The 22,852-nt window shown below is 67.3% G+C and carries 26 protein-coding genes and 1 pseudogene; 10 read left to right on the top strand and 17 right to left on the bottom strand.

Going from position 1 to position 22,852, the window contains the following annotated elements; translation table 11 throughout:
- Nucleotides 1-152: 152 nt before the first annotated feature.
- From BMZ69_RS25125 to rpsD, 3 genes are all read left to right on the top strand, one after another.
- Nucleotides 153-860: a L,D-transpeptidase gene (locus BMZ69_RS25125; protein ID WP_092162016.1), complete on the top strand. Its 708-nt coding sequence runs from the start codon at nt 153-155 to the stop codon at nt 858-860.
- A gap of 157 nt (nt 861-1,017) precedes the next feature.
- Nucleotides 1,018-1,875 carry a glutamate racemase gene (murI, locus tag BMZ69_RS25120; RefSeq protein ID WP_092162015.1) on the top strand — a complete coding sequence of 286 codons (858 nt, stop codon included), beginning with the start codon at nt 1,018-1,020 and terminating at the stop codon, nt 1,873-1,875.
- 263 nt (nt 1,876-2,138) lie between these two features.
- Nucleotides 2,139-2,756, top strand: coding sequence for a 30S ribosomal protein S4 (rpsD, locus tag BMZ69_RS25115; RefSeq protein WP_091841016.1), 618 nt, complete (start codon nt 2,139-2,141; stop codon nt 2,754-2,756).
- A 212-nt stretch (nt 2,757-2,968) separates the two neighbouring features.
- On the opposite strand, the gene BMZ69_RS25110 is transcribed toward rpsD, so the two are convergent.
- Both BMZ69_RS25110 and BMZ69_RS25105 read right to left on the bottom strand, forming a co-directional pair.
- A complete protein-coding gene (locus BMZ69_RS25110) occupies nt 2,969-4,192 on the bottom strand; it encodes a glycosyltransferase family protein (RefSeq protein WP_139219190.1) in 1,224 nt (407 codons plus the stop codon).
- Between the two features lie 200 nt (nt 4,193-4,392).
- Nucleotides 4,393-5,109, bottom strand: a complete 717-nt coding sequence (locus tag BMZ69_RS25105; protein WP_092162005.1) for an MgtC/SapB family protein — start codon at nt 5,107-5,109, stop codon at nt 4,393-4,395.
- 268 nt (nt 5,110-5,377) lie between these two features.
- Between BMZ69_RS25105 and BMZ69_RS25100 the strand changes: the two genes are divergently transcribed.
- A complete protein-coding gene (locus BMZ69_RS25100) occupies nt 5,378-5,623 on the top strand; it encodes a PsiF family protein (protein ID WP_092162003.1) in 246 nt (81 codons plus the stop codon).
- Between the two features lie 140 nt (nt 5,624-5,763).
- Here the strand turns inward: BMZ69_RS25100 and BMZ69_RS25095 are convergent, their stop codons facing one another.
- Nucleotides 5,764-6,426 (bottom strand): Spy/CpxP family protein refolding chaperone, encoded by a 663-nt coding sequence (locus BMZ69_RS25095; RefSeq protein ID WP_092162002.1) that lies wholly within the window; start codon nt 6,424-6,426, stop codon nt 5,764-5,766.
- Nucleotides 6,427-6,650: 224 nt separating this feature from the next.
- Between BMZ69_RS25095 and BMZ69_RS25090 the strand changes: the two genes are divergently transcribed.
- Genes BMZ69_RS25090 through BMZ69_RS25080 form a run of 3 tightly spaced genes read left to right on the top strand, consistent with a single transcriptional unit; the run spans nt 6,651 to nt 8,865 of the window.
- Nucleotides 6,651-7,649: a P1 family peptidase gene (locus tag BMZ69_RS25090; RefSeq protein ID WP_092162001.1), complete on the top strand. Its 999-nt coding sequence runs from the start codon at nt 6,651-6,653 to the stop codon at nt 7,647-7,649.
- Between the two features lie 32 nt (nt 7,650-7,681).
- Nucleotides 7,682-8,470 carry an ATP12 family chaperone protein gene (locus BMZ69_RS25085; protein WP_092162000.1) on the top strand — a complete coding sequence of 263 codons (789 nt, stop codon included), beginning with the start codon at nt 7,682-7,684 and terminating at the stop codon, nt 8,468-8,470.
- A gap of 5 nt (nt 8,471-8,475) precedes the next feature.
- Nucleotides 8,476-8,865: a DUF1801 domain-containing protein gene (locus BMZ69_RS25080; protein ID WP_092161999.1), complete on the top strand. Its 390-nt coding sequence runs from the start codon at nt 8,476-8,478 to the stop codon at nt 8,863-8,865.
- Nucleotides 8,866-9,047: 182 nt separating this feature from the next.
- Here BMZ69_RS25080 and BMZ69_RS25075 read toward each other — a convergent pair whose 3' ends face one another.
- From BMZ69_RS25075 to BMZ69_RS25060, 4 genes are read right to left on the bottom strand one after another with little or no spacing between them, the layout of a single operon-like run.
- A complete protein-coding gene (locus BMZ69_RS25075) occupies nt 9,048-9,656 on the bottom strand; it encodes an ATP-dependent Clp protease proteolytic subunit (RefSeq protein WP_092161998.1) in 609 nt (202 codons plus the stop codon).
- A 56-nt stretch (nt 9,657-9,712) separates the two neighbouring features.
- A complete protein-coding gene (locus tag BMZ69_RS25070) occupies nt 9,713-10,054 on the bottom strand; it encodes an SRPBCC family protein (protein ID WP_092161997.1) in 342 nt (113 codons plus the stop codon).
- Nucleotides 10,051-10,362 carry an ArsR/SmtB family transcription factor gene (locus BMZ69_RS25065; protein WP_091840987.1) on the bottom strand — a complete coding sequence of 104 codons (312 nt, stop codon included), beginning with the start codon at nt 10,360-10,362 and terminating at the stop codon, nt 10,051-10,053. Before BMZ69_RS25065 ends, BMZ69_RS25070 begins: the two co-directional genes overlap by 4 nt.
- Nucleotides 10,363-10,416: 54 nt before the next feature.
- On the bottom strand, nt 10,417-11,013 hold the full coding sequence (locus BMZ69_RS25060) for a LysE family translocator (protein ID WP_092161996.1): 597 nt from the start codon (nt 11,011-11,013) through the stop codon (nt 10,417-10,419).
- A gap of 98 nt (nt 11,014-11,111) precedes the next feature.
- Here BMZ69_RS25060 and BMZ69_RS25055 point away from each other — a divergent pair, with 98 nt between their 5' ends.
- Nucleotides 11,112-12,491 (top strand): aminotransferase-like domain-containing protein, encoded by a 1,380-nt coding sequence (locus BMZ69_RS25055; RefSeq protein ID WP_092161995.1) that lies wholly within the window; start codon nt 11,112-11,114, stop codon nt 12,489-12,491.
- Nucleotides 12,492-12,610: 119 nt separating this feature from the next.
- Nucleotides 12,611-14,140 (top strand): acyl-CoA carboxylase subunit beta, encoded by a 1,530-nt coding sequence (locus BMZ69_RS25050; RefSeq protein ID WP_092161994.1) that lies wholly within the window; start codon nt 12,611-12,613, stop codon nt 14,138-14,140.
- A 60-nt stretch (nt 14,141-14,200) separates the two neighbouring features.
- Here the strand turns inward: BMZ69_RS25050 and BMZ69_RS25045 are convergent, their stop codons facing one another.
- From BMZ69_RS25045 to BMZ69_RS25035, 3 genes are all read right to left on the bottom strand, one after another.
- Nucleotides 14,201-14,608, bottom strand: a complete 408-nt coding sequence (locus BMZ69_RS25045) for a type II toxin-antitoxin system VapC family toxin (RefSeq protein WP_092161993.1) — start codon at nt 14,606-14,608, stop codon at nt 14,201-14,203.
- A 3-nt stretch (nt 14,609-14,611) separates the two neighbouring features.
- Entirely contained in the window at nt 14,612-14,869 is a 258-nt protein-coding gene (locus BMZ69_RS25040) for a type II toxin-antitoxin system Phd/YefM family antitoxin (protein WP_092161991.1), read from the bottom strand.
- Nucleotides 14,870-14,935: 66 nt separating this feature from the next.
- On the bottom strand, nt 14,936-15,832 hold the full coding sequence (locus tag BMZ69_RS25035) for a LysR family transcriptional regulator (RefSeq protein ID WP_092161990.1): 897 nt from the start codon (nt 15,830-15,832) through the stop codon (nt 14,936-14,938).
- Between the two features lie 103 nt (nt 15,833-15,935).
- Between BMZ69_RS25035 and BMZ69_RS25030 the strand changes: the two genes are divergently transcribed.
- Entirely contained in the window at nt 15,936-16,925 is a 990-nt protein-coding gene (locus BMZ69_RS25030) for a zinc-dependent alcohol dehydrogenase family protein (protein WP_092161989.1), read from the top strand.
- A 5-nt stretch (nt 16,926-16,930) separates the two neighbouring features.
- Here BMZ69_RS25030 and fabF read toward each other — a convergent pair whose 3' ends face one another.
- The 7 genes and pseudogenes from fabF to BMZ69_RS32190 form a co-directional block, all read right to left on the bottom strand.
- Nucleotides 16,931-18,196, bottom strand: coding sequence for a beta-ketoacyl-ACP synthase II (gene fabF / locus BMZ69_RS25025; protein WP_092162131.1), 1,266 nt, complete (start codon nt 18,194-18,196; stop codon nt 16,931-16,933).
- 14 nt (nt 18,197-18,210) lie between these two features.
- Nucleotides 18,211-18,711: a winged helix-turn-helix transcriptional regulator gene (locus tag BMZ69_RS25020; protein WP_092161988.1), complete on the bottom strand. Its 501-nt coding sequence runs from the start codon at nt 18,709-18,711 to the stop codon at nt 18,211-18,213.
- Nucleotides 18,712-18,785: 74 nt separating this feature from the next.
- Entirely contained in the window at nt 18,786-19,928 is a 1,143-nt protein-coding gene (locus tag BMZ69_RS25015) for an ABC transporter permease (protein ID WP_092161987.1), read from the bottom strand.
- Nucleotides 19,925-20,824, bottom strand: a complete 900-nt coding sequence (locus BMZ69_RS25010) for an ABC transporter ATP-binding protein (RefSeq protein WP_092162130.1) — start codon at nt 20,822-20,824, stop codon at nt 19,925-19,927. The genes BMZ69_RS25015 and BMZ69_RS25010 overlap by 4 nt, the downstream gene beginning before the upstream one ends.
- A gap of 29 nt (nt 20,825-20,853) precedes the next feature.
- On the bottom strand, nt 20,854-21,810 hold the full coding sequence (locus BMZ69_RS25005; RefSeq protein WP_092161986.1) for an HlyD family secretion protein: 957 nt from the start codon (nt 21,808-21,810) through the stop codon (nt 20,854-20,856).
- Nucleotides 21,807-22,478 (bottom strand): CerR family C-terminal domain-containing protein, encoded by a 672-nt coding sequence (locus BMZ69_RS25000; protein WP_092162129.1) that lies wholly within the window; start codon nt 22,476-22,478, stop codon nt 21,807-21,809. Before BMZ69_RS25000 ends, BMZ69_RS25005 begins: the two co-directional genes overlap by 4 nt.
- Nucleotides 22,479-22,565: 87 nt before the next feature.
- Nucleotides 22,566-22,731, bottom strand: a pseudogene (locus BMZ69_RS32190) (IS3 family transposase); the annotation flags it as partial.
- Nucleotides 22,732-22,852 lie beyond the last annotated feature (121 nt).

Below are 22,852 nucleotides of genomic sequence, written 5' to 3'. Positions count from 1 at the left end.
GACAGAATCAACTAAATTATTGCCTCGTCCGGCGAAAGCCCGAACTTGCAAGCCAGGCCATGTGACGGCAATGTCCGCCCGGCTAAGACGTTCAGTGGGTGCACGCCGGCGTAGTCTCTCGTCGGGCATCAGGACATGGGAAGTCCAAGAGCATGATCATCGACGATAGCAAGGCCGATGCCCGCAAGATGCACGAGATCGCCCTGCTCGGGAGCCCGACTGGCCTCCTGAGCCGCCGTTCCTTCCTGACCGGCTCGGCCGCCGGTCTCGGCGCGCTCGCGCTCGGCGGCTGCACGACCGACGGGATGAGCCTCGCCGAGGCGCAGAAGCTCTACGGGCCGGTACCGGAGGAGAAGTTCCCGATCCCGGCGATCGACGTCACCCATGTCGATCCGAAATATTTCCGCCGGACGGTCGCCTACAACACCAAGGAAGCGCCGGGCACGATCATCGTCGATCCCGCCAATTACTACGTCTACCGCGTCGAGGGCGACGGCAGCGCGACCCGCTACGGCGCCAATGTCGGCCGCGACGGCTTCCGCTGGAACGGCGACGCCTATGTCGGGCGCAAGTCCGAATGGGCGACCTGGACGCCGCCCAAGGAGATGATCAAGCGCCAGCCGGAGGCCGCCAAATACGCCCGCGGCATGCCCGGCGGCCTCGACAATCCGCTCGGCGCGCGCACGCTCCATCTCTACCAGAACGGCGCGTACACGCTTTATACGATCTACGCCTCGCTCGACGCGGAATCGATCGGAAACGGCATCACCAGCGGCTGCATCGGCCTGCTCACGCAGGACATGATCCACCTCTACAATCAGACGCCGGTCAAGACGAAGGTGGTGGTGCTGCCGGCCTGAGGCAACCGCGTCAGAACATGATCCGGGTGCTGCCGGCGCCGGCAGCAGCCACGGCGGCTCCACGCAACTTTATCGAACGCCGACACAGTCCGTTCACCTCTCCTTAACGGCTGCGGCGCCCAATCGGTGCTTGGCGGACGCGATGGATATGTGTGCGATGCGGGTCGATCTTCTGGCCGGAGCCGGCTATGCCGCGCCGGTGCTGCCCTTGCGAATCCCGACCATCCTCGTCTTCGATTCCGGCCTCGGCGGCTTGACCGTGCTGCGCGAGGTCATGCGCCAGCGCCCGGACGCGGACATCGTCTACGCCGCCGACGATGCCGCCTTCCCCTATGGCCGCCTCGACGAAGCGGCGCTGGTCGCGCGCGTGCTTGAGGTCATGGAGCGCCTGGTCGAGCGCTTCCATCCCGATCTCGTCGTGATCGCCTGCAACACCGCCTCGACCTTGGTGCTGCCGGCGCTGCGGGCCCGTTTCGCCATCCCCTTCGTCGGCACCGTTCCGGCGGTGAAGCCCGCGGCCGAGCGCACCCGCAGCGGATTGATCTCGGTCCTGGCCACGCCCGGCACCGTCGCCCGCGACTACACGCATGACCTGGTCGAGCGCTATGCCGCCGGCTGCGAGGTCATCCTGGTCGGTGCGCGCAATCTCGCCGGCCTGGCGGAATCTGCCCTGAAGGGCGAGCCGGTCGACGACGCGCAGATAGCGGCCGAGATCGCGCCCTGCTTCGTTGCCCGCGACGGCAGGCGCACCGATGTGGTGACGCTGGCCTGCACGCATTACCCGCTGCTGCTGCCACGGCTGCAACGGCTCGCGCCCTGGCCGGTCGACTGGATCGACCCCGCCCCGGCGATCGCGCGGCGCACGGCGCAACTGCTCGGGCCGGCAATGCCACGCCAGGAGCCGGCCGCGACCGTCGCCGTCTTCACCGACGGCGCGCGCCTCTCCGGCCCGGCGCACATCGCCCTCGCCGGCTTCGGCCTGGCGCGGATCGAGACCGAGCCGCTGCCAATCTAAAGTCGTCATGCTCGGGCTTGTCCGAGCATATCCTGAACGAGATTCTCGGGTCTGCGCTTCGCTTCACCCGAGAATGACGAGCAGGGGGTTTGACTTTTACCGCCAGCAATGCTTGTAAGCCGGCGTCGCGCGGCTCCTCACGGGGCCGCGTGGCTTTTTCCGCACCCGTGATCCGCTTCTCTTCGGAGGCCGGATCTGTCGCCCCGGATACGGGGAGAAGGAGGGCGCGGTCCTCAACTCGCGAACCATAGAGGACACGCGACATGTCGAAGCGCCATGAGGCGAAGTACAAGATTGACCGCCGTCTCGGTCAGAACATCTGGGGCCGCCCGAAGTCCCCGGTCAACCGCCGCGAATACGGCCCCGGCCAGCATGGCCAGCGCCGCAAGGGCAAGCCGTCCGACTTCGGCACCCAGCTGCGCGCCAAGCAGAAGCTGAAGGGCTATTACGGCTCGATCTCCGAGAAGCAGTTCCGCCGCTACTACGCCGAGGCGATCCGCCTGAAGGGCGACTCGGGCGAGAACCTGGTCGGCCTGCTCGAGCGTCGTCTCGACGCGGTGATCTACCGCGCCAAGTTCGTCCCGACCGTCTTCGCCGCCCGCCAGTTCATCAACCACGGCCACATCACCGTGAACGGCAAGCGCGTCAACATCGCCTCGTACCAGGTCAAGCCGGGCGACGTGATCGCGATCAAGGAGAGCTCGCGCCAGCTCGCCATCGTCATCGAGTCGGCCGCCCTCGCCGAGCGCGACGTGCCTGACTACATCGACGCCGACCACACCAAGTCGACCGCCACCTACACCCGCACCCCGACCCTGTCGGACGTGCCCTATGCGGTGCAGATGGAGCCGAACCTGGTCATCGAGTTCTACTCGCGGTAACAGGTTTGAAGCGGGAACGAATGCCCGTTTATTCTCAATAGTCTGGGGATGGCGAGATCTCGCCGTCCCCCTTTTGCTTTCCCCCTCACGCAAATTCGCTGCTGCGCGAGGGTGGCCGGACAGGCTGGCGGCATGTGCAGGTCACTGCAACCTTCGCCGCTCCCTCTCCGCTTTCTCGTCTGTCGGCTTCCGTCGCGCCTCGAGCCGCCCCCTCACCTTTTTGTTCCGGGGCTTGAGGCGTCTAGCACCGCGCCGCTCGTCGCGATCGGGCCCCCAACCTTGGCATTGTAAAGCTTCACATGCGAACGGGCGATTTCAGCCCAGTCGCGAAGCTGCAACTCGCGCGCCAGCGTTTCCGGTGCCAGGACACGCTCCGCAGTGCCAGCCATGATCCGGCCGATGAGATCGGCTGCATTGTCCGGCGAAGAGACGGGATGCGTGACCTTCGTCAACCATTCGGGTGTGAGCTGCGAATGGGTGGTCAGGACCGTGGCACCATGTTCAAGGCTGGCCAGCGCCGAACCGCGCTTGTTCGAGACGCCATCCGGAAATGGCAACAATGCGATCGTGGCATCGTTCAGCGTCGCAGAGACCTCGTCCGCGGGCAAACTGAGCCGTAGGCCGATTTTGTCACGCTCGGAGCGGCTCCTGACCAGATCCACGAAATCCCGATCGCTGTCGACCATCGCTCCGATCATATCGACGTCGATCGATGCGCCAGCGGAGCGGAGTTGTGCCACCGTATCCAGGAAAAACTCGACCCCCTTGTTTCGAGATATCTGCCCGAAATAGACGAGCCGCTCGGGCCCGACGCGGGCGCCGCGCGGTGACAATTGCGGAATGTTGTTGCCGATGGGCATGACCGTCAGACGGCCATGCGAGTGAGGGAAATAGCGTTGAAACCGCGCCTTCTCCTCGTTGTTCGAAAAAATGATCCTCTTGGAAAGAATGCTTGACGGAATGAATGCTGCTTTGCGCAGGACATTGAATGTCCCGAATTCGTGCAATGTGACGAATGAATTGCCAACGAGCAGCGGGGCAAACCCCGGGGCTACCGAGAGGCCGAGACGGAGCGTTGGGTACTGCACGTGGAAAATAGCATTCGGGTTTTTCCGGTACCGATGCTTGAGCTTCATGAAATTCGCGAATGACCATCGGTCAAAGAATTCCACGACCGCATCAATGCCGATCCCTCTGAGCGCTGCGGCCAGTCTAACCGTATAGTCGGTGACGCCGCACATTTCTCCCGGCATCGTCGCCGCTATTAGAACCACGTTCAAAATCGTCCCCCAAAGCGGCGTCACGCTCAATGAAACCCGAAAGTCACCCACCCGATAGGGCGACCTCGATAAGCCGTTGTTATTCCAGCCAATTCCCAAGAAGACGAGAAAAATGTTAATAATTCTGAAATAAAATAGGCATCCTGCGAGAAGCAATAATGCGCATTATTGCTGGAAGTTTGCAGACTTTCCTATGATCAGAAACATTATTCCCGATCGAATGCTCGGCTCGCAAGCAAGCGGCACCAACGCTTTTGCGCTCAGGGCCGAACTCGGCATCGCCGTGATACTGCCACGCCTGTTGCCCCGCGCGACGCGTCTGTCACGAAGCGGACTTACCGGCATGGCTGTGACGCTCAATCGCTGGTGCTGCTCTCCCAGGTCGCATGGGTCACGCCGTCCACGCGCTCGATGCGCTCGACCACGGCGTCGAGCTCCTTGCGCTCGACAGCCGTGCTGATCAGCGTCGCGACGATCTCGATCGCCTCCTCGCCGCGCTCCACCGTCTTGACGTCGCCGACCGGGTAATTCGCCTGTTCGAGCAGTTCGATGACCTTTTCGCGCACGGAGGGCAGCGCCTCCGGATCGGTGGTGACGACGACCTCATAGGTCGCCTCCGAGGCCTTCTCGTTGATCGGGCTGCGGTTGATCGCGTTGACCAGCGGCCGCAGCAAGGTGTTGCCGGCGATGACGAAGACCGTCACCAGCGCGCCCTCCGCCACCATGTCGGCGCCGGTGCAGGCGCCGACCGCCGCCGCGCACCAGAGCGTCGCCGCGGTGTTGAGTCCACGGACGTTCATCCCTTCCTTCATGATCACACCGGCGCCCAGGAAGCCGATGCCGGAGACGACATAGGCGATCACGCGGATCGCGCCGTCCGCGCCGGCGATGCGCATGGCGAGATCGACGAAGGCCGCCGCACCGACCGCGACCAGAACCGTGGTGCGCAGGCCCGCGGTGCGCTGCCGGTATTGCCGCTCGGCCCCGATCAGCGCGCCGAGCACGAAGGCCGCCAGCAGGCTGACGACCGAGTCGAGGAAGGGATAGAGCTCAAAGGTCTGGATGAAGCGCATGCGCCTGCCTCCCGGTAACGGCACGCCTCCGACCGTGACGATCTCGCCGCCTATAGCGGGCGGGATGTGACGGTTCAATGAAGGCAAGCAAGAGCGTCCGCCACGGCGGCAGGCGCTGAATCGCCCTCTCAACCGGGCGCGGCAGCTGCCTGCTCCGACCCGGGAAATCGGCGCGACGAGGGCAAAGCGGTCGGGGCATGGCGAGCGCCATGACGCTGCGTCGCGACTCAGGCTAGCGTCAGCTTCCCGCCATAGGGATCATCGCACCATGAAGACGCTCATCCTCGTCACCCTCGCCGTCGGCCTGTCGAGTGCCGCTTTTGCCCAGAGCCAGAGCTGCAATGCCCAGGCTACCGAGAAGAAGCTCGCCGGCGCGGCCAAGACCAGCTTCGTCACCAAATGCGAGAAGGACGCCGGTGCGGCCTGCGACAAGCAGGCGGCCGACAAGAAGCTGTCCGGAGCCGCCAAGACCAGCTTCACGGCGAAATGCGTCAAGGACGCGGTCGGCACCTGACGAGCCCGAGTACTCTCGTCGAGCCCTCATCCTGAGCCGGCCGCTGACGCTGCCTCTCCTCAAGATGAGGGCTTGCGAGGGGTCAAACGAAAAAGGGCGGCCCTGACAGACCGCCCTTCTCACTTACGGTATCCTCACAATCAGCCACGATCATCGTCGTCGTCATGACCACGATCGCGCCAGCGGCGCGGGCCGCGGTCATCATCGTGGCGATCGTCGCCGCGGCCATGCCATTCCTGCCAGCGCCCGCGCATCTCGCGCATGCGCTCGCGCCCTTCCGACATCGCCTGGCGCACGGCCCGGCGCGCCACGGTCTTCTGCTCGTCGCTGAAGGTCGACCAGAGCGGGCGAACCGCGTCCGCCATCTCCTTGCTGCGGGCTGCGCGCTCGGCCTGACGGGTCGCCCGCATGTCGAGCCGCTCCATGATGTCGGCGTCGCGGAAGAGCTCGCGCTGCTCGCGCATCTTGGCGAAATTCTCCCGGCGCTGCTCGGCATTGCGCTTGATCAGAGCCTCCAGCTTCTCGAAGGCCGGCACCTGCTCGGGCTTCAGCTTGAGATCGGTGCGCAGCTGGGCGAGACGCTCGTTCATCCGGGCTGCGGCGCGCTCGGCGCGGCGCTGGCGCCATTCCTCGCGCCGGTCGGCGCGGTCGCCGCGCTCGGCCCGGTCGCCGCGCGGCTCGCTCTGCTGCTGCGTCGGCGGGGTGCTGCCCGGCGCCGGCGGAATCGGCTGCGGCTGGGCCATGGCCAGCGTCGCCGCGACGGCCGCGGCGCTGGAAGCGGCGATGAGGGCGATGCGTTTCATGAAAAGCTCTCCGTCTGTTCAGGTCGAATACGGTTCGCTGGCGGGTCTCGAAGCCGGTTCGCGATGTCGCCAAGGTGCCGCAGCCGGCCTGACCCGGCCATGGCGCGCGCATGACAAGATCGTAATGTCGGGATGACGCACCGGCCAGCGGGAAGTTCCCGCACCCAGCCGAATCGGCGCACCTTGCCGTCGAGGATCAACCGACGCGACGAAGAGCTGCAGCCATGCGCAATCTCATCACCGATGTCCGCGGCGTCATGGTGGGCAATGCCGAGGACGCGGTTGCGGCGACCGGCGTCACCGTCGCGCTGTTCGAGCGGCCGAGCATCGCCTCCGCCGCCGTGCTCGGCGGCGCGCCCGGCACCCGCGACACCGCGCTGCTCGAGCCGGGCATGACGGTCGAACATGTCGACGGCATCGTCCTCTCCGGCGGCTCGATCTGGGGCCTCTCCGCCGCCGATGGCGCGCTGAGCTGGCTGGCGCGGGAAGGACGCGGCTTCCCGATCGCCGGCTATCGCGTGCCGATCGTGCCGCAGGCGATCCTGTTCGACCTCGCCAATGGCGGCGACAAGCCCTTCGCCCGCGGCGAGGGCGAGGCGCCCTATCGCGCTCTTGCCGAGGCAGCAAGCGCCGCAGCCGCGGCCGAGTTCGCACTCGGCAGCGTCGGCGCCGGCTTCGGCGCGACCACGGCCAACCTCAAGGGCGGGCTCGGCTCGGCCAGTGCGAGGGCCGCGACCGGCCAGGTCGTCGGCGCGCTGGTGGCGGTCAACGCCGTCGGCACGGCGACGATCGGCGACAGCCCGCATTTCTGGGCGGCGCCTTACGAGCAAGGCGCCGAGTTCGGCGGCCGCGGCTGGCCGGCGACGATCGCGCCCGAGGACCTGAGCTTGCGCTTCAAGGGCGGCCCCGGCGCCAACACCACCATTGCGTTGGTCGCGACCGACGCCGTCCTGACCAAGGCGCAGGCCAAGCGCATGGCGCTCTGCGCCCATGACGGGCTCGCCCGGTCGCTGCGGCCGGTCCACGCCCCGCTCGACGGCGACGTCGTCTTCGCCGCCGCGACCGGCCATAGCGGCGCTCCGTCCGACGCCTATGCCCTGACCGAGCTCTGCGCCACCGCCGCCGACGTGCTGGCGCGCGCCGTGGCGCGGGCCGTCTACAGCGCGACCGCCCTGCCCTTTCCGAGCGCCAAGCCGGCCTGGCGCGACAGGTTCGGGAGCTGACCAGCGCCGGGCGTCGTGTTAGACCCCGGCCCATGTCGACCGATGATTTCCTCGCCCGCTTCGGCGCCGCCGGCCAGCGCCAGCCCGATCCCGTCGCCGCCGCCCAGCAGGCGATGCGCAATCCCCTGCCCAAGCGCTTCTACGAGAAGGCCGGCGTGCTGGAGCGCGACGAGCTGTTTCATGTCGCGCTCGATGGCCGCACCGCCCGCACTCCGGCCCGCAAGCATCTCGCCGTCGCCTCGCGCCCCGTCGCCGAGGCACTGGCAGCAGAATGGGAGGCCCAGACCGGTGAGATCGACCCGTCGCGGATGCCGCTGACGCGGCTGGTCAATTCGGCCCTCGACGGCGTTGCCGATCAGCACGAGGCGGTTCGCGCCGAGATCGTCCGCTATGCCGGCAGCGATGCGCTCTGCTATCGCGCCGGCGAGCCCGAAGCGCTGGTCGAGCGGCAGGATGCGGTCTGGAACCCGCTGATCGCGGCGCTCGAAAACCGTATCGGCGGCCGCTTCGTCATGGCGCAGGGCGTCGTCTTCGCGCAGCAGCCGCAGACCGTGCTCGACGCCGTGGCCGAGCGCGTCGCCGTGATCACCTCCCCGGTCGCGCTCGCCGGCGCCCACAACGTCATGACGCTGACCGGCTCGACCATCCTGATGCTGGCGCTGGCCGAGGGCCTGATCGACGCCGAGGCGGCCTGGGCCGCCGCCCATCTCGACGAGGACTACCAGATCGGGATCTGGGGGCAGGACGAGGAAGCGGCCGAGCGCCGCGCCATCCGCCGCAAGGAATACGACGCCGCCGTGCTGCTGCTGACGAAGGGCTAGAAGCGATGATCCCGGGAGCGCCCAAGGCCGACAACCCGGAAGACTACATCGCCCAGCTCGATGGCTGGCGACTCGCCACGGTCGAGGCCCTGCGCGCCGCGGCGAAGGCCGCCGCTCCACTCGACGAGCGGATCAAGTGGACGCATCTGGTCTATTTCTCGAACGGGCCCGTGCTGCTGATCCGGGCCGAGGCCGAGCGCGTGCTCTTCGGCTTCTGGCGCGGCAAGCGCCTGCGCCATATCGAGCCGCGGCTGAAGCCGGGCGGCAAGTTCGAGCTCGCGACCATGGTGCTGCGCGCGGGCGATGCGGTCGATACGAAGATCGCGACCGAGCTCGTGCGTGCCGCGGTCGCTCTCAACCACGAGTTCGGCGACCCGAGCAGGCCGAGCGCCTGACGGTCTGCCCGGCCAAAGTCGCTCTGCTCATTTCATGTCATCCCGGACAAGCCGCGAAGCGGCGCCGATCCGGGACCCATGCCTGAGCCTTTCCGAGAGAGGTTCCGAAATGGGTCCCGGGCCTTACGCCCGGGACGACTCGCGCACGGGAAAAGGTCCCGAACCAACATCCCGCAAATACCTCATGCCTCCACTGCCGGAGCCTCGGTCAGCACGCGGTCGATCAGCCCCCAGTCCTTGCCTTCCTCGGCGGTCATGAAGCGGTCGCGGTCGAGCGTGCGCTCGACCTCCTCCTCGCTGCGTCCGCAATGCTCGGCATAGAGCCGGATCATCCGCCGCTTGGTCTTCTGGATCTCCTCGGCATGGATCAGGATATCGGACGCCTGCCCCTGCGCCCCGCCGAGCGGCTGGTGGACATGCAGGCTGGCATTGGGCAAGGCCGCGCGCTCGCCCGGCTCGCCCGCCATCAGGAGGAAGGAGCCCATGGAGCGGGCCGTACCCATGCAGAGCGTATGCACGGGCGAGCGGATGTACTGCATCGTGTCGTAGATCGCGAGGCCGCTGGTGACCACGCCGCCCGGCGAGTTGATGTAGAAGTGGACCGGCCGCTTCGGGTTCTCGGCCTCCAGGAACAGCAATTGCGCGCAGACCAGCGCGGCGCTGGCATCGTTGACCTCGCCGTTCAGGAAGACGATCCGCTCGCGCAGCAGGCGCGAGTAGATGTCGAAGGAGCGTTCCCCGCGCGTCGACTGTTCGACGACCATGGGGACGAGCTGCATCGTGCCGTGCATCGACGACCTCCTCAGTTCCGGATTGTTGATGGTGCTTGCGGACTGGGCCCGCGCCGTCAGGCGGCGCGCTGCATAAGCGGCTGGTTGCTGTTCGCAGGTGCCGGCGACGCGCTCAGCCGCGCATCGGTCAGGCTATGGACGATCCGCAGCTCGGTCCCGCCGTTGTTCGGCGCAAGCTGGAAGGTCACGACGCTCTCTAGGAAGGGCGGCTCGTCCTCCTTCAAGCGGTAGCGCAGCTCTTCGCCCGGCACGCTGGACAACGCCTCGACCTGCGCCGGCAGCCAGCGCTCGCGGAAGGCGGGAATGCTGAGCGCCCGCCAGACCTTCTCGGGCGGCGCATCGAGCTGATATGCGAACACCAGCTCCTTGGTGCGCTCCTGCGTCTCGCTCTCGCTCATTGGTCCATGTCCCGCAGCAGATCCTTGAGGGCATCGATGCGCGCCGGCCAGTAGGCCCGGTATTTCGCCAGCCATTGCGCGATCAGGGCAAGGCCGTTCGGGTCGACCTCGTAATTGACGAAGCGCCCCTGTCGTTCCTCGCGCACCAGCCCGGCGGTCCGCAGCACGGCGAGGTGCTGCGACATCGCCGGCTGGCTGATCGCCATGCCCTCGCGCAAGGCACTGGCGTTCATGCCGCCGACAGCGAGCTTCTCGAAGATCGCCCGGCGGGTCGGATCGGCCAACGCCTTGAAGATGTCCTGCTCCATGGCAGATACATAAGCATGTACTTATTTAATTTGCAAGCGGCCTCGAACCGCCCGTCAGCTCACCAGAATGGGATAGAGCGAGGCGGCAAGCAGAAGCGCCATGACGATATTGAACACGCGCTGGCGCGCTGGATCGGCCAAGAGACCGCGCAACAGCGTGCCGCCGAGCGCCCAGACGGCGATGCAGGGTCCGTTGACCAGGGCGTAGACGATCACGACGACCGTAAGGTTGAGGAAATAGCCCTCCGTCGGCGTATAGGCGGCGACCGCCCCGACCGCCATGATCCAGGCCTTGGGATTGACCCATTGGAAGGCCGCGGCCGACGGGAAGCTGAGCGGCGGCGCAGCCTCGGCTCCGGGCTCCATTGGCGCCGAACGCGCGATCTTCCAGGCGAGATAGAGCAGATAGGCGCTGCCGGCATAGCGCAGGACATCGTGCAGGACAGGGATCGCGCTGAACAAGCCGCCGAGCCCGAGTCCAACTGCCAGGACCAGCCCGCAGAAGCCGAGATTGATCCCGAACAACAACGGCAGGCTGGCGCGGAAGCCGTGATTGGCGCCGGAGGCCAGCAGCAGCGTGTTGTTCGGCCCGGGGGTGATCGAAGTCACGAAGGCATAGCCGATGAAAGCGAGCAGCAATTGCGGCGTCATGTCCGGTCCAGCGTTGGGAAACGTCAGGCCGGTGATTGTGCATGTGACACTTCTTGCATAGGCTAAAAAGTGTCCCATGACGCAATTTGTAAGGTCACATGCTCCTCGCTTCACCCTGGCAGCCTCGTCTCGCGGATGGCCGCGGCTCTGCCAGCGAACGGCTGGTCGAGGCTCTCGCTCGCGACATCGCCGACGGCTCGCTGCCGCCGGGCGCGCGCCTGCCGGCTCACCGCCCCCTCGCCTGGCAACTCGATATCGGTATCGGCACGGTGACCAAGGCCTATGCCCAGCTCGAACGCCGCGGCCTCGTCCGCAGCGTCCATGGCCGCGGCATGTTCGTCGCCGGCCTGTCGCAGGCGACAAGCCGCATGGTCGATCTCAGCATCAACGTGCCGCCGCAGCAGCTGAGCGACCGCCTGCTCGCCGCCAGCCTCGCCGATCTCGCAAGGCGGCTCGATGCCGACAGCTTCGGCGCCTATGCCACGCCAGCCGGGCGGCCCGAGCATCGCGCGCTGCTGGCGCGCTGGCTCGCGCCAACCGGCCTTGCCGCAGCGCCCGAGCGGCTGCTGATCTGCAATGGCGCCCAGCATGCGCTCGCGATCGCATTCGCGATCACCTGCGGCCCGGACACCGAACTCCTAACCGAGGCGCTGAGCTATCCCGGCGCGATCGCCCTCGCCCGCCGGCGCGGCTTGCGGTTGACGGGCCTCGCCATCGACGAGGAGGGCCTCGTCCCGCAGGCACTCGACCAGGCCTTGCATCAGGCGGTCTCGGCCGGCCGGCGCGCCGTGCTCTACATCACGCCGACCCTGCACAACCCGACGACGGCGACGATGAGCGAAGCGCGTCGCCGCGAGATCGCGAGGCTCTGCCGGTCGCATGACGCGGTGATCGTCGAGGACGATATCCATGCCGCCTTGGCCGAGCCGGGCACGACGGCGATCGCAGCGCTCGCGCCCGAGCGGACGCTGCATGTCTCCGGCCTGTCGAAGGTGCTGAGCCCCGGCCTGCGCATCGGCTCGCTGGTGGTCCCCGAGCCCTGGCTGGAGCCGGCTCTCGCCGAGCTCGCAGCCACCTGCACCATGGCGTCGCTGCTCTCCTGCCTGATCATGGAGCGCTGGCTCAGCGAGGACACCGCCGCTTCGGTCGCCCGTTCGATCCGCGAGGAGGCGAGCCGCCGCGTCGCCCTGGCGCGCGAGCTGCTGCCGCCCGGAATCGCCATGAGATCAGGCAATGGCTTCCATCTCTGGCTGCCGATGGGGCCGGAGCGGGCAAAAGCCCTGCCGGCTCGCGCCGCTGCGTCCGGCATTCTCCTGCCGGCACCCGATATCTTCCTGGCTGACGCGCACTCACCCTCCTGGGGCATTCGCGCCAGTCTCGGCGGCCCGAAGCTCGCCAGGCTGCAGGATGCGCTCGCCAGCCTGCGTGCCTTGCTTCTCGACAGCGGCTGTGGCTTGCAGGCTCCGGCCATGCCGTGACCGGCACCGCGGTGCACAAAACTCCAGCCGCATGCTGCGAAGGCCGCAATGGACTTCGCCCGCAGCGCCGCTTAAGCGGGAAACAAGACCTTTAAAGATCGCGCCCCGGGAGGCTCTTCATGAAGGACATTCTCGAACAGCTCGAAGACCGGCGCGCGGGCGCCCGCCTCGGCGGCGGCGAAAAGCGCATTGCGGCGCAGCACAAGCGCGGCAAGCTCACCGCCCGCGAGCGCATCGAGCTGCTGCTCGACAAGGACTCCTTCGAGGAGTTCGACATGTTCGTGCAGCACCGCGCCGTCGATTTCGGCATGGACAAGGCCGAGAAGATCCCCGGCGATGGCGTCGTCACCGGCTGGGGCACGGTCAATGGCCGCACCGTCTTCGTCTTCTCCAAGGACTTCACCGTCTTCGGCGGCTCCCTCTCCGAGACCCACGCCCAGAAGATCATCAAGATCCAGGACATGGCGCTGAAGATGCGTAGCCCGATCGTCGGCCTGTTCGACGCCGGCGGCGCCCGCATCCAGGAGGGCGTCGCGGCGCTCGGCGGCTATGGCGAGGTCTTCAAGCGGAACGTGCAGGCTTCGGGTGTCATCCCGCAGATCTCGGTGATCATGGGCCCCTGCGCCGGCGGCGACGTCTATTCGCCGGCGATGACCGACTTCATCTTCATGGTCCGCGACACCAGCTACATGTTCGTCACCGGCCCGGAGGTGGTGAAGACCGTCACCAACGAGACCGTGACCTCGGAAGAACTCGGTGGCGCCAAGGTCCACACCAGCAAATCCTCGGTCGCCGACGGCTCCTTCGAGAATGATGTCGAGGCGCTCTTGCAGGTGCGCCGCCTGATCGACTTCCTGCCGGCCAACAACACGGTCGGCGTGCCGGAATGGCCTAGCTTCGACGTGCCCGATCGCGTCGACATGAGCCTGGACACGCTGGTCCCGGACAATCCGAACAAGCCCTACGACATCAAGGAGCTGATCCTGAAGGTCGTCGACGAGGGCGATTTCTTCGAGATCCAGGAGTCTTACGCCAAGAACATCGTTACGGGCTTCGCCCGCATCGAGGGCCGCACCGTCGGCATCGTCGCCAACCAGCCGATGGTGCTGGCCGGCGTGCTCGATTCCGACGCCAGCCGCAAGGGCGCCCGCTTCGTGCGCTATTGCGACGCCTTCGAAATCCCGATCGTCACCCTGGTCGACGTTCCCGGCTTCCTGCCCGGCACGGCGCAGGAATATGGCGGCCTGATAAAGCACGGTGCCAAGCTGCTCTTCGCCTATTCGGAGTGCACCGTGCCGCTGGTCACGATCATCACGCGAAAAGCCTTCGGCGGCGCCTATGACGTGATGGCGTCGAAGCATATCGGCGCCGACGTCAACTATGCCTGGCCGACTGCGCAGATCGCGGTGATGGGCGCCAAGGGCGCGGTCGAGATCATCTTCCGCGGCGGCGACGCCGAGACGATCGCGCGCCAGACGAAGGAATACGAGGACCGCTTCATGAGCCCCTTCGTTGCGGCCGAGCGCGGCTACATCGACGAGGTGATCATGCCGCATTCGACGCGCCGCCGGATCGCCCGCGCCCTCGCCATGCTGCGCACCAAGAGTGTCGAGCGTCCCTGGCGCAAGCACGACAATATTCCGCTCTGAGCGGAAATCCGGCGCCCGGCCCCGTTACATCAGCCCCGGCAGCTCCAAGTCGCTCATAGTTCAAGCGACCGCGAACGGGTTCAAGAGAGGGACGTTCAGTCCCTCGAAATCGCGGATGTTGCGCGTGACCACCGTCAACCCGTGGACGGCGGCGGTCGCCGCTATCATCGCGTCTTCGATGATCTCACCCGACTTTCGGTGCATCAGCCTGGCCCAGACGCGAAAGGCGTCGGCATTCATGTCGAGGATATTGTAGGTCTGCGCGACCTGCTCCAGCCAGACCTCGATCTCCGCTGCCTTGGCGGCGTCCTGTTCGCGCGTCATCTCGATCCCGGCCTGTATCTCTCCGATGGTGACCACCGAGAGATGCAGATCGGAATCAGCCACGCCTTCCAGCCAGGCCAACACGGCGCCATGCGGCCGCGGACGCCGCAATTCAGAGACGACATTGGTATCGAGTAGGTACATGCCTCAGACGAGATCCCCCAGCTCGCGCCGGCGAAGCCTGCCGCGCTTGGGCAGATCGAGATCGACACGGGCCTCATCTGCGAGGAGCAATTCCTTCAATGTGGGCTTCACGCTGCGCTGAAGCCGCTCCCAATCCTTCAGCGGGACCAGGACGGCCGCATCGGCGCCTCGCCTGCTGACGATCTGGGGGCCTTCCCTGAGACAGGTCTCGAGCAACTCGCTGAAGCGAGCCTTCGCATCCTGCACCGGCCAAGTTTTCATGCGGCCCTCCGTGCCCAGATCAGCCTAGTCAGATAACTAGTCCTTTCTGGGCAGTGCACAAGCGCCTCACATCAGCCCCGGCAGCTCCGCCGCCAGCGCGTCGATGGCGACGCGCACCTTCGGCGGCAGATGCGGCGTCTGCAACCAGAGCGCGTGGACGTCATAGGGCTGCCGCCCCTCGTCCGGCAGCAGCTCGACCAATTCCCCCGCCTTGAGGCGCTCGCGCACCAGCCAGGACGGCAGCCAGGCGGGCCCCATGCCGAGCACGGCCGCATCGGCGATCGCCTCGAGATCGTCGAACCGTAGACGGTGCCGCGGTATCACCTCCGCCGCTGGCCCATCCTCCCGAGGGAATAGCCAGGGCCGCACGCCGCCGGAGCGGCGATAGATCAGCGCGTCATGATCGGCGAAATCGGCAAGCTGCGTCGGCGTTCCGCGGGCTTCGAGATAGGACGGCGCGGCGCAGACGATCATGCGCTGGCGAACGACGCGGCGCGTCACGAGATTGGCTGCATCGTGCAGTTCGCCGGTGCGGATCGCGAGGTCGTGCCCGCCTTCGGCCAGATCGACGAAGCCGTCGCCGAAGGCAAGGTCGAGCTGCAGCTGCGGATGTTGGCGCGCGAGATCGAGCAGGATCGGCATGACGCAGCAGCGGCCGAACAGCACCGGCAGCGCCACCCGGAGCTTGCCGCGCGGCTCGCCCAGCTGGTCGGCGGCAAGCGCATCGGCCGCATCGGTCTCGGCGAGAATGGTCCGGCAGCGCTCGTAATAGGCGCGGCCGAACTCGGTCAGGCTCTGCCGCCGCGTCGTGCGGTTGAGCAACCGGACGCCCAGCCGCTCCTCCAGGAAGCGGACATGCTTGCCGACCATCGGCGCCGACAGGCCGAGCGCAGCGGCCGCCGCAGCGAAGGAGCCGAGATCGACCGCCCTGACGTAGACGCTCATGCTGGTGAGGCGATCCATGATTCGAAATCATCCGTTCCGATTATCGATCCTGCAGCAGAGTTTATCGCAGAGGAGCGCGCTGCCAAAGCTCATTCATTCACCCTGCTTTGGAGTTACGAGCATGGCCCGCACAGTTCGCTTCCACCGCCTTGGCGGCCCCGAGGTTTTGACCATCGAGGAGATCGACATCCCACCGCCCGGGCCCGGCGAGGTCCGGATCCGGACCAGGGCGCTCGGCCTCAACCGTGCCGAAGCCCTGTTTCGGTCAGGCACCTACATCGAGCAGGCGCAATTTCCTGCGGGGATCGGTCTTGAAGCCGCCGGCCTGATCGAAAGCGTCGGCGTGGGCGTCGAAGGCCTCTCGCCCGGCGATGCGGTCAGCCTGGTGCCGCCCCGCTCGATGCTGCGCTGGCCGGTGCATGGCGAGCTCGTCACGGTCCCGGCCGAATTGGTGGTGAAGCACCCGCCGGCGCTCGGCTGGGAGGCAGCTGCGGCGAGCTGGATGCAGTACCTCACCGCCTATGGCGCGCTGATCGACATCGCCCGGCTCGAGCGGGGCGAGCATGTGGTGATCACCGCCGCGTCGAGCAGCGTCGGCCTCGCCGCGATCCAGATCGCCAATCGGATCGGCGGGATCCCGATCGCGGTGACGCGGACCTCGCGGAAGGCGCAGACACTGCGCGAGGCCGGCGCGGCCCATGTCATCGCCTCGGCCGAGGAAGACCTCGAGATACGGCTGAAGGACATCGCCGGCGAGGAGGGCGTCAGGGTGGTGTTCGACGCGGCCGGTGGCCCAGCCTTCCTGCCGCTGACCGCGGCGATGGCGCGCGGTGGCATCCTGTTCAACTATGGCGGCCTCAGCCCGGAAGCGACGCCTTTCCCGCTCTTCAATGTGCTGGGCAAGAGCCTTACGCTGCGCGGCTATCTCGTCCACGAGATCATCGGCGACCCTAAGCGCCTCGCCGCCGCCAAGGCGTTCATCCTCGACGGGCTCGGTAACGGTTCGCTGAAGCCGATCATCGCCCGGACGTTTCCGTTCGAAGAGATCGTCGAGGCGCATCGCTATCTCGAATCGAACGAGCAGTTCGGCAAGGTCGTGGTGACGCTCTGAGAGGCTCAGGCCCAGCGCCTGAACAGCACGCTGGCATTGACGCCGCCGAAGCCGAAGCCGTTCGAGATCGCGTGCTCCATCGCCAGCGGCCGCGCCGTCTTCGCCACCAGGTCGAGCCCGGCCGCGTCCTCGTCCGGATTCTCGAGATTGAGCGTCGGCGGCGCGATCTGGTCGCGCAAGGCGAGGATGGTGAAGACCGCCTCCAGCCCGCCGGCCGCGCCGAGCAGATGGCCGGTTGCCGCCTTGGTCGCGCTGATCGCGATGCCGCCCTGATCGCCGAACACCGCCTTGATCGCAGCAAGTTCGCCACGATCGCCGACCGGCGTCGAGGTCGAATGGGCGTTGAGATGGGCGACATCGCCGGGCTTCAGGCCCGCCTGCTTCAGCGCCGTCTCCATGGCCCGGCGCGCGCCCGAGCCGTCCTCGGGGCCGGAGGTGATGTGATAGGCGTCGGCGCTGGTGCCGTAGCCGGTGAGTTCCGCGAGAATCGTCGCGCCGCGCGCCTGCGCATGCTCCAGCGCCTCGATCACCAGGATACCGGCGCCCTCGCCCATGACGAAGCCGTCGCGGTCACGATCGAACGGGCGCGAGGCCTTCTCCGGCTCGTCGTTGAAGCCGGTCGACAGCGCCCGCGCCGCAGCGAAGCCGCCAAGCGCGACGAGGTCGACGCAGGCCTCGCTGCCGCCGCAGAGCGCGATGTCGGCTTCGCCCGCCCGGATCATCCGGGCCGCATCGCCGATCGCCTGCACGCCGGCGGCGCAGGCCGTGACCGGCGCGCCGATCGGCCCCTTGAAGCCATGATCGATCGAGACATGGCCGGCGGCGAGATTGACCAGGAAGGACGGCACGGTGAAAGGCGAGAGCCGGCGCACGCCGCGCTGGTCGGTGGTGCGGACAGCCTCGGCGATGGCCGGAAAGCCGCCGATGCCCGAGGCGATCACGGTCGCGGTGCGCTCGCGCTGCGCTTCGTCCTGCGGCTGCCAGCCGGCCTGCGCCAGCGCTTCCTTGGCCGCGACCAGCGCGAACTGGATGAAGCGATCCATCTTGCGCTGGTCCTTCGGCGCGATCGCCACATCCGGATCGAAGCCGCCCTCATTATCCTCGGCCTTGCCAGGCACGAGGCCGGCGACCTTGGCCGGCAGGGTCTCGGCGACCACGTCCGGCAGACGGCGCAGGCCCGAGCGGCCGGCGAGCAGGCGCTGCCAGGCGAGCTCGGTGCCGCAGCCCAGAGGCGAGACGACGCCCAGCCCGGTGACGACGATACGGCGCATGACAGGCTCCTGATTCATCTGGCTTGGGTGGCGGCCTGGCGCGCCGCGAGGCGCTCGCGCAGATCGTTGCTGGCGCGCGGCCCGGCAATGACCGTGGCGCTGTCCGCGGTGACCGGCTGCATGGTGGCGGCGTCGACGACGATCGGCGTGATCGGCCGCCCGGTCCCGCGCTCGGCCAGCAGCAGCGAGGCGCCTTCGGGCGCAAGATGCCGGTTGGCGAAGCCGATCAGCGCCACGACGACTGGAAAGACGTCCCTGCCCTTCTCGGTCAGCACGTATTCGTAGCGTTTCGGCCGCTCGCTATAGAGCCGCCGCTCGAACAGTCCGCTTTCGGAGAGATGCTTCAGCCGGCGCGTCAGCATGTTCGGCGCTATGCCGAGGCTGCGCTCGAACTCGTCGAAGCGGGTAAGCCCCTGCAGAGCGTCGCGCAGGATCAGGATGCTCCACCACTCGCCGACGGTCTCGACCGCAAGGGCGCAGGGGCATTCGGTGAGCGGAGCGAGCTTGGGCTGCATGGCCCGGGCTCGCTACCTCAGTCACTATCATTTTGCAAGCCACAACATCAGGCGAAGCGCGCCACTCTGTCCGGTCAATCCAATGTGCTCCTGAACCGCAGCAGTGCGATCCCGGCATAGAGCGGGACGAAGACGGAGAGATAGAACACCTCCGTGCCGATATCATCGAGACCGGCGCCCTTCAGCATGATCGCGCGCACGACGCGCAAAAAATGCGTCAGCGGGAAGATCTCGCCGAGCCACTGCGCCCAGAGCGGCATGCCGGCATAGGGGAACATGAAGCCCGAGAGCAGCAGCGAGGGCAGGAAGAAGAAGAAGGTCAGCTGCATCGCCTGGAGCTGCGTGCGCGCCATGGTCGAGATCGTGTAGCCGAGCAGCACCAGCGCCAGCACGAAGATGGTGACGCAGGTCAGCAGCAGGCCGAGGCTGCCGAGGAAGGGCACGCCGAAGAGCAGCTTCGCCGCCGAGAGCACCACCGCGACCTGGACGCTGCCGACCGCGAGATAGGGCAGCACCTTGCCGAGCATGATCTCGCCCGGCGTCGCCGGCATGGCGAGCAGGTTCTCCATGGTGCCGCGCTCGATCTCGCGGGTCAGCGCCATCGCCGTCATCATCACCATCGTCATCTGCAGGATGACGCCGAGCAGGCCGGGAACGATATTGTACTGCGTGATACCCTCCGGATTGTAGCGCCGGTGCACCACGAATGAGAGCGCGCTGTCGCTCTGCTCGCGTTTCAATTCGTCAGTGCCGAGCGCCCGGGTCAGCGCCCGGCTGGCGATGGTCTGCAGCGCGCCGACCGCATTGCTCGACGCCGCCGGATCGGTCGCGTCGGCCTCGACCAGGATGCGTGGCTCGTCGCCGCGCTCGACCCGCATGCCGAAATCGCTGGGAATGGTGACGAGGAAGGAGATCGCGCCGCGCGCCATCAGGCTCTCGGCCTCGGCCGCGCTCTCCGGCCGCTTGGCGAAGCGGTAATAGCCGGAGACCTCCAGCGCGGCGACGACCGAGCGGGTGTAGCGATCCTGCCCCAACGCCAGAACTGCCGCCGGCAAGCCCTTGGGATCGTTGTTGATCGCATAGCCGAACAGCAGCAGCTGGACGATCGGCACCACCAGCATCATCGCAAAGGTGATGCGGTCGCGCCGCATCTGCACGAACTCCTTGGCGAGTACCGCGCCGAGCCGGCCGGGCGAGAACAAAGCGAGCGCGCTCATGCCGCCCTCCCTTCCGCCTGGGCCTTCGCCATGAACTGGATGAAGACGTCCTCCAGGCTGGTCGCATCCGGCTCGACGCTGATGCCGGGGCGATCCTTGAGATGTGCCAGCGCCGCCTGCAGCTTCTCCTTGTCGGTGCCGACCACATGCAGCGTCGTCCCGAAGGGCGCGACCTGCTCGACGCCGTTGGTCTTAGCGAGCTCGGCGATCTCGGCGGGTTTGAGCGCGCCATGCACGACATAGGTCGAGAGGCCCGAGCCCTTCACCACCTCGTCGACCGTGCCGGTCGCCAGCATCCTGCCATAGGCGATGTAGCCGATGCGATGGCAGCGCTCGGCCTCGTCCATGTAATGGGTCGAGACCAACACAGTCAGCCCGTCGCCGGCGAGGCGGTGGATCTCGTCCCAGAACTCGCGCCGCGCCTTGGGATCGACGCCGGCGGTCGGCTCGTCGAGCAAGAGCAGTTTCGGCTGGTGCATGATGCAGGCGGCGAGCGCGAGCCGTTGTTTCCAGCCACCCGAGAGCGTGCCGGCGAGCTGGTCCTTGCGCGAGGTCAGGCCGAGAGTGTCGAGCGTGCGGGCGACCGCGTCCTCGACCGGCTTCAGCGCGTAGAGCCGGGCGACGAAGGTCAGGTTCTCCTCGATCGTCAGATCCTCGTAGAACGAGAATTTCTGGGTCATGTAGCCGACCTGGAGCTTGATCTCGGCGCTCTGGGTGCGAACATCGAGGCCCAGTACCGTCCCCTCCCCGGCATCGGGCGTGAGCAGCCCGCAGATCAAACGGATCGTCGTGGTCTTGCCGGAGCCGTTCGGGCCGAGGAAGCCGACGATCTCGCCCTGCCGGACGGAGAGGTCGACATTGTCGACCACCGTGCGCTTGCCGAAACGCTTGGTCATTCCGCGCACATCGATGACATTGGGCTCGCTCACCTGCGCCCCCGCAGCATCACGTCGACGATCTGGCCGGGCTGGAGCCGCGTCGCGGGCCCGCCCTCGGGCCGCGCTTCGACGAGATAGACCAGCTTCTGCCGGGTCTCGGCCGAATAGATCACCGGCGGGGTGAATTCCGGCTCCTGCGAGACGTAAGATACGGTGGCCGCCATCTCCTGCGGACAGCCCGAGCAGCGCACATCGAGCCGCGTGCCGACCGTGGTGCCGACGAGCAGCGCCTCCGGCACATAGAGCATCAGCTTGACCGCGCCATCAGGCAGGATCGTCAGGGCGGGAGCAGACGGGCCGGCGAGCTCGCCGGGATGGCGCACCAGATCGGTGACGATCCCGGCCGCCGGCGCCGTCAGCCGGCGCTGGCCGAGCCGCCACTTGGCCTGATCGAGCGCCGCCTGCGCCTGTTCCACCTGATTGCGCGCCGCCCTGATCTCCTCCTCGCGCGCCGCAAGCCGGGCGACGGCAAGATTGGCGGCCGTCTCGCGCACCCGCGCCACGGCGACGTCGCGCGCCGTCTGGGCCTGGTCGAGATCGGCCTGGGTCGAGACTCCCCGGCGGAACAGGTCCTGCCGGCGTTCCAGCGCCCGCTCCGACTCGCGCTCCTGGGCCTTGGCCGAGGCGGCGATCGCCTCGATCACGGCGATCTCCTCGGGCCGCTTGCCGCTGAGCAGATTGGCGAGCTGCGCCTGCGCCTGCACCAGCCGCGCCTCGCTCTCGGCGACGGCGTTGCGGGCATCGTCGGCCTGGAGTTCGGCGAGCAGCGCACCGGGCGCGACCCGCTCGCCGCGCCGGACCGCGACGCTCTCGATCCGCGCCGTATCGATCGGGCCGAGCCGGACATACTCGCCCTCGACATAGCCGACGACGCGGGTCATGGGCGGCGCGCAGACACCGAGCGAGCCGGCGATGGCGAAGGAACAGATGAACTCGAGGATCATGACGCCTCTCCCCTGCAGGCGAGAATGCTGGCGCGGACCGAGCGCCTGATGGTCTCAGCTATGGCGCGCGCCTCGTCCGGGCCGACGCCATCCCAGCCCATGCGGCGGGTGACTGCCGGCCGCGCGATGCGGAAATAGACGACCTGGCCGATCGCGGCGAAGACGGCGAGCCGCGTCGCCGGCGCCTCCGGCGCCATGCCGGTCGCCGCCGCCCAGACCCGGCAGACCCTTCGATGCACCGGCTCGAACAGCCCGCCATAGATCGTCTCGAAGGCCGGGCTCGGCGTCAGCATTTCGCGCACGACGAAGCGTGCGATCAGCTCGCTCTCCGGCGCCGTCGTCAGGAAGGCGACCATGCGGTCGACCAGCGACAGCAGCTGCTCGGCCGCCATGTCGCGGTCGGCCGGGTCGAGCGCGATCGCAACCGAGGTCGCCCCGCCGACCAGCACGGCCTGTATCCGGGCGATGATCGCCTCGGCGCAGGCCTGCCGGAGCCCGTCCTTGCCGCCGAAATGGTAGGCGATGCCGGCGCTGTTGACCTTCGCTGCCTGAGCGATCTCGCGCGTCGACGTGGCGTCGAAGCCGTTGCGGCCAAACAGGTCGAGCCCGGCCCGGATCAGCGCCTGCCGCGTGCCCTCGGTGTCGTTGAGAATGGATTTGCGTGCCATGGCGGAGGCCAGTAGCACGGGTGAAGAATTAAATCAATCGATTGATTGAAAATGCCGCAATCACTTCGAGACACGGCATGGTCTCGTCTCAAGCTGCTCCGGCTGCGTCTGACCGTGGCCGGGAAGGGCCTGTGCGGGATCGGCCAAAAAAGAGCTTCACTCATTTGCGCAGCGGGTTCCCATGGACAGCAGGGTCCCTAGTCACCTGCGCCACACTCGCTCCGCGATCCTTGATCAGGCGGACCGCCTCAATCTTGAACCCACGCCCAAATCGTCTTCTGGACGGTCCCCGGTTTCGTGGACAAAGCCGAGCCTCACGCCGACGCGCGTTCGAACGCTTCGGGACTGATGCCGCCGAGATGGCTGTGACGGCG

Origin of the sequence: Allobosea sp. CRIB-10, from assembly GCF_900112185.1 — a bacterium.
GTDB lineage: Bacteria > Pseudomonadota > Alphaproteobacteria > Rhizobiales > Beijerinckiaceae > Allobosea.
This window is presented reverse-complemented; position numbering and strand designations above follow the sequence as displayed.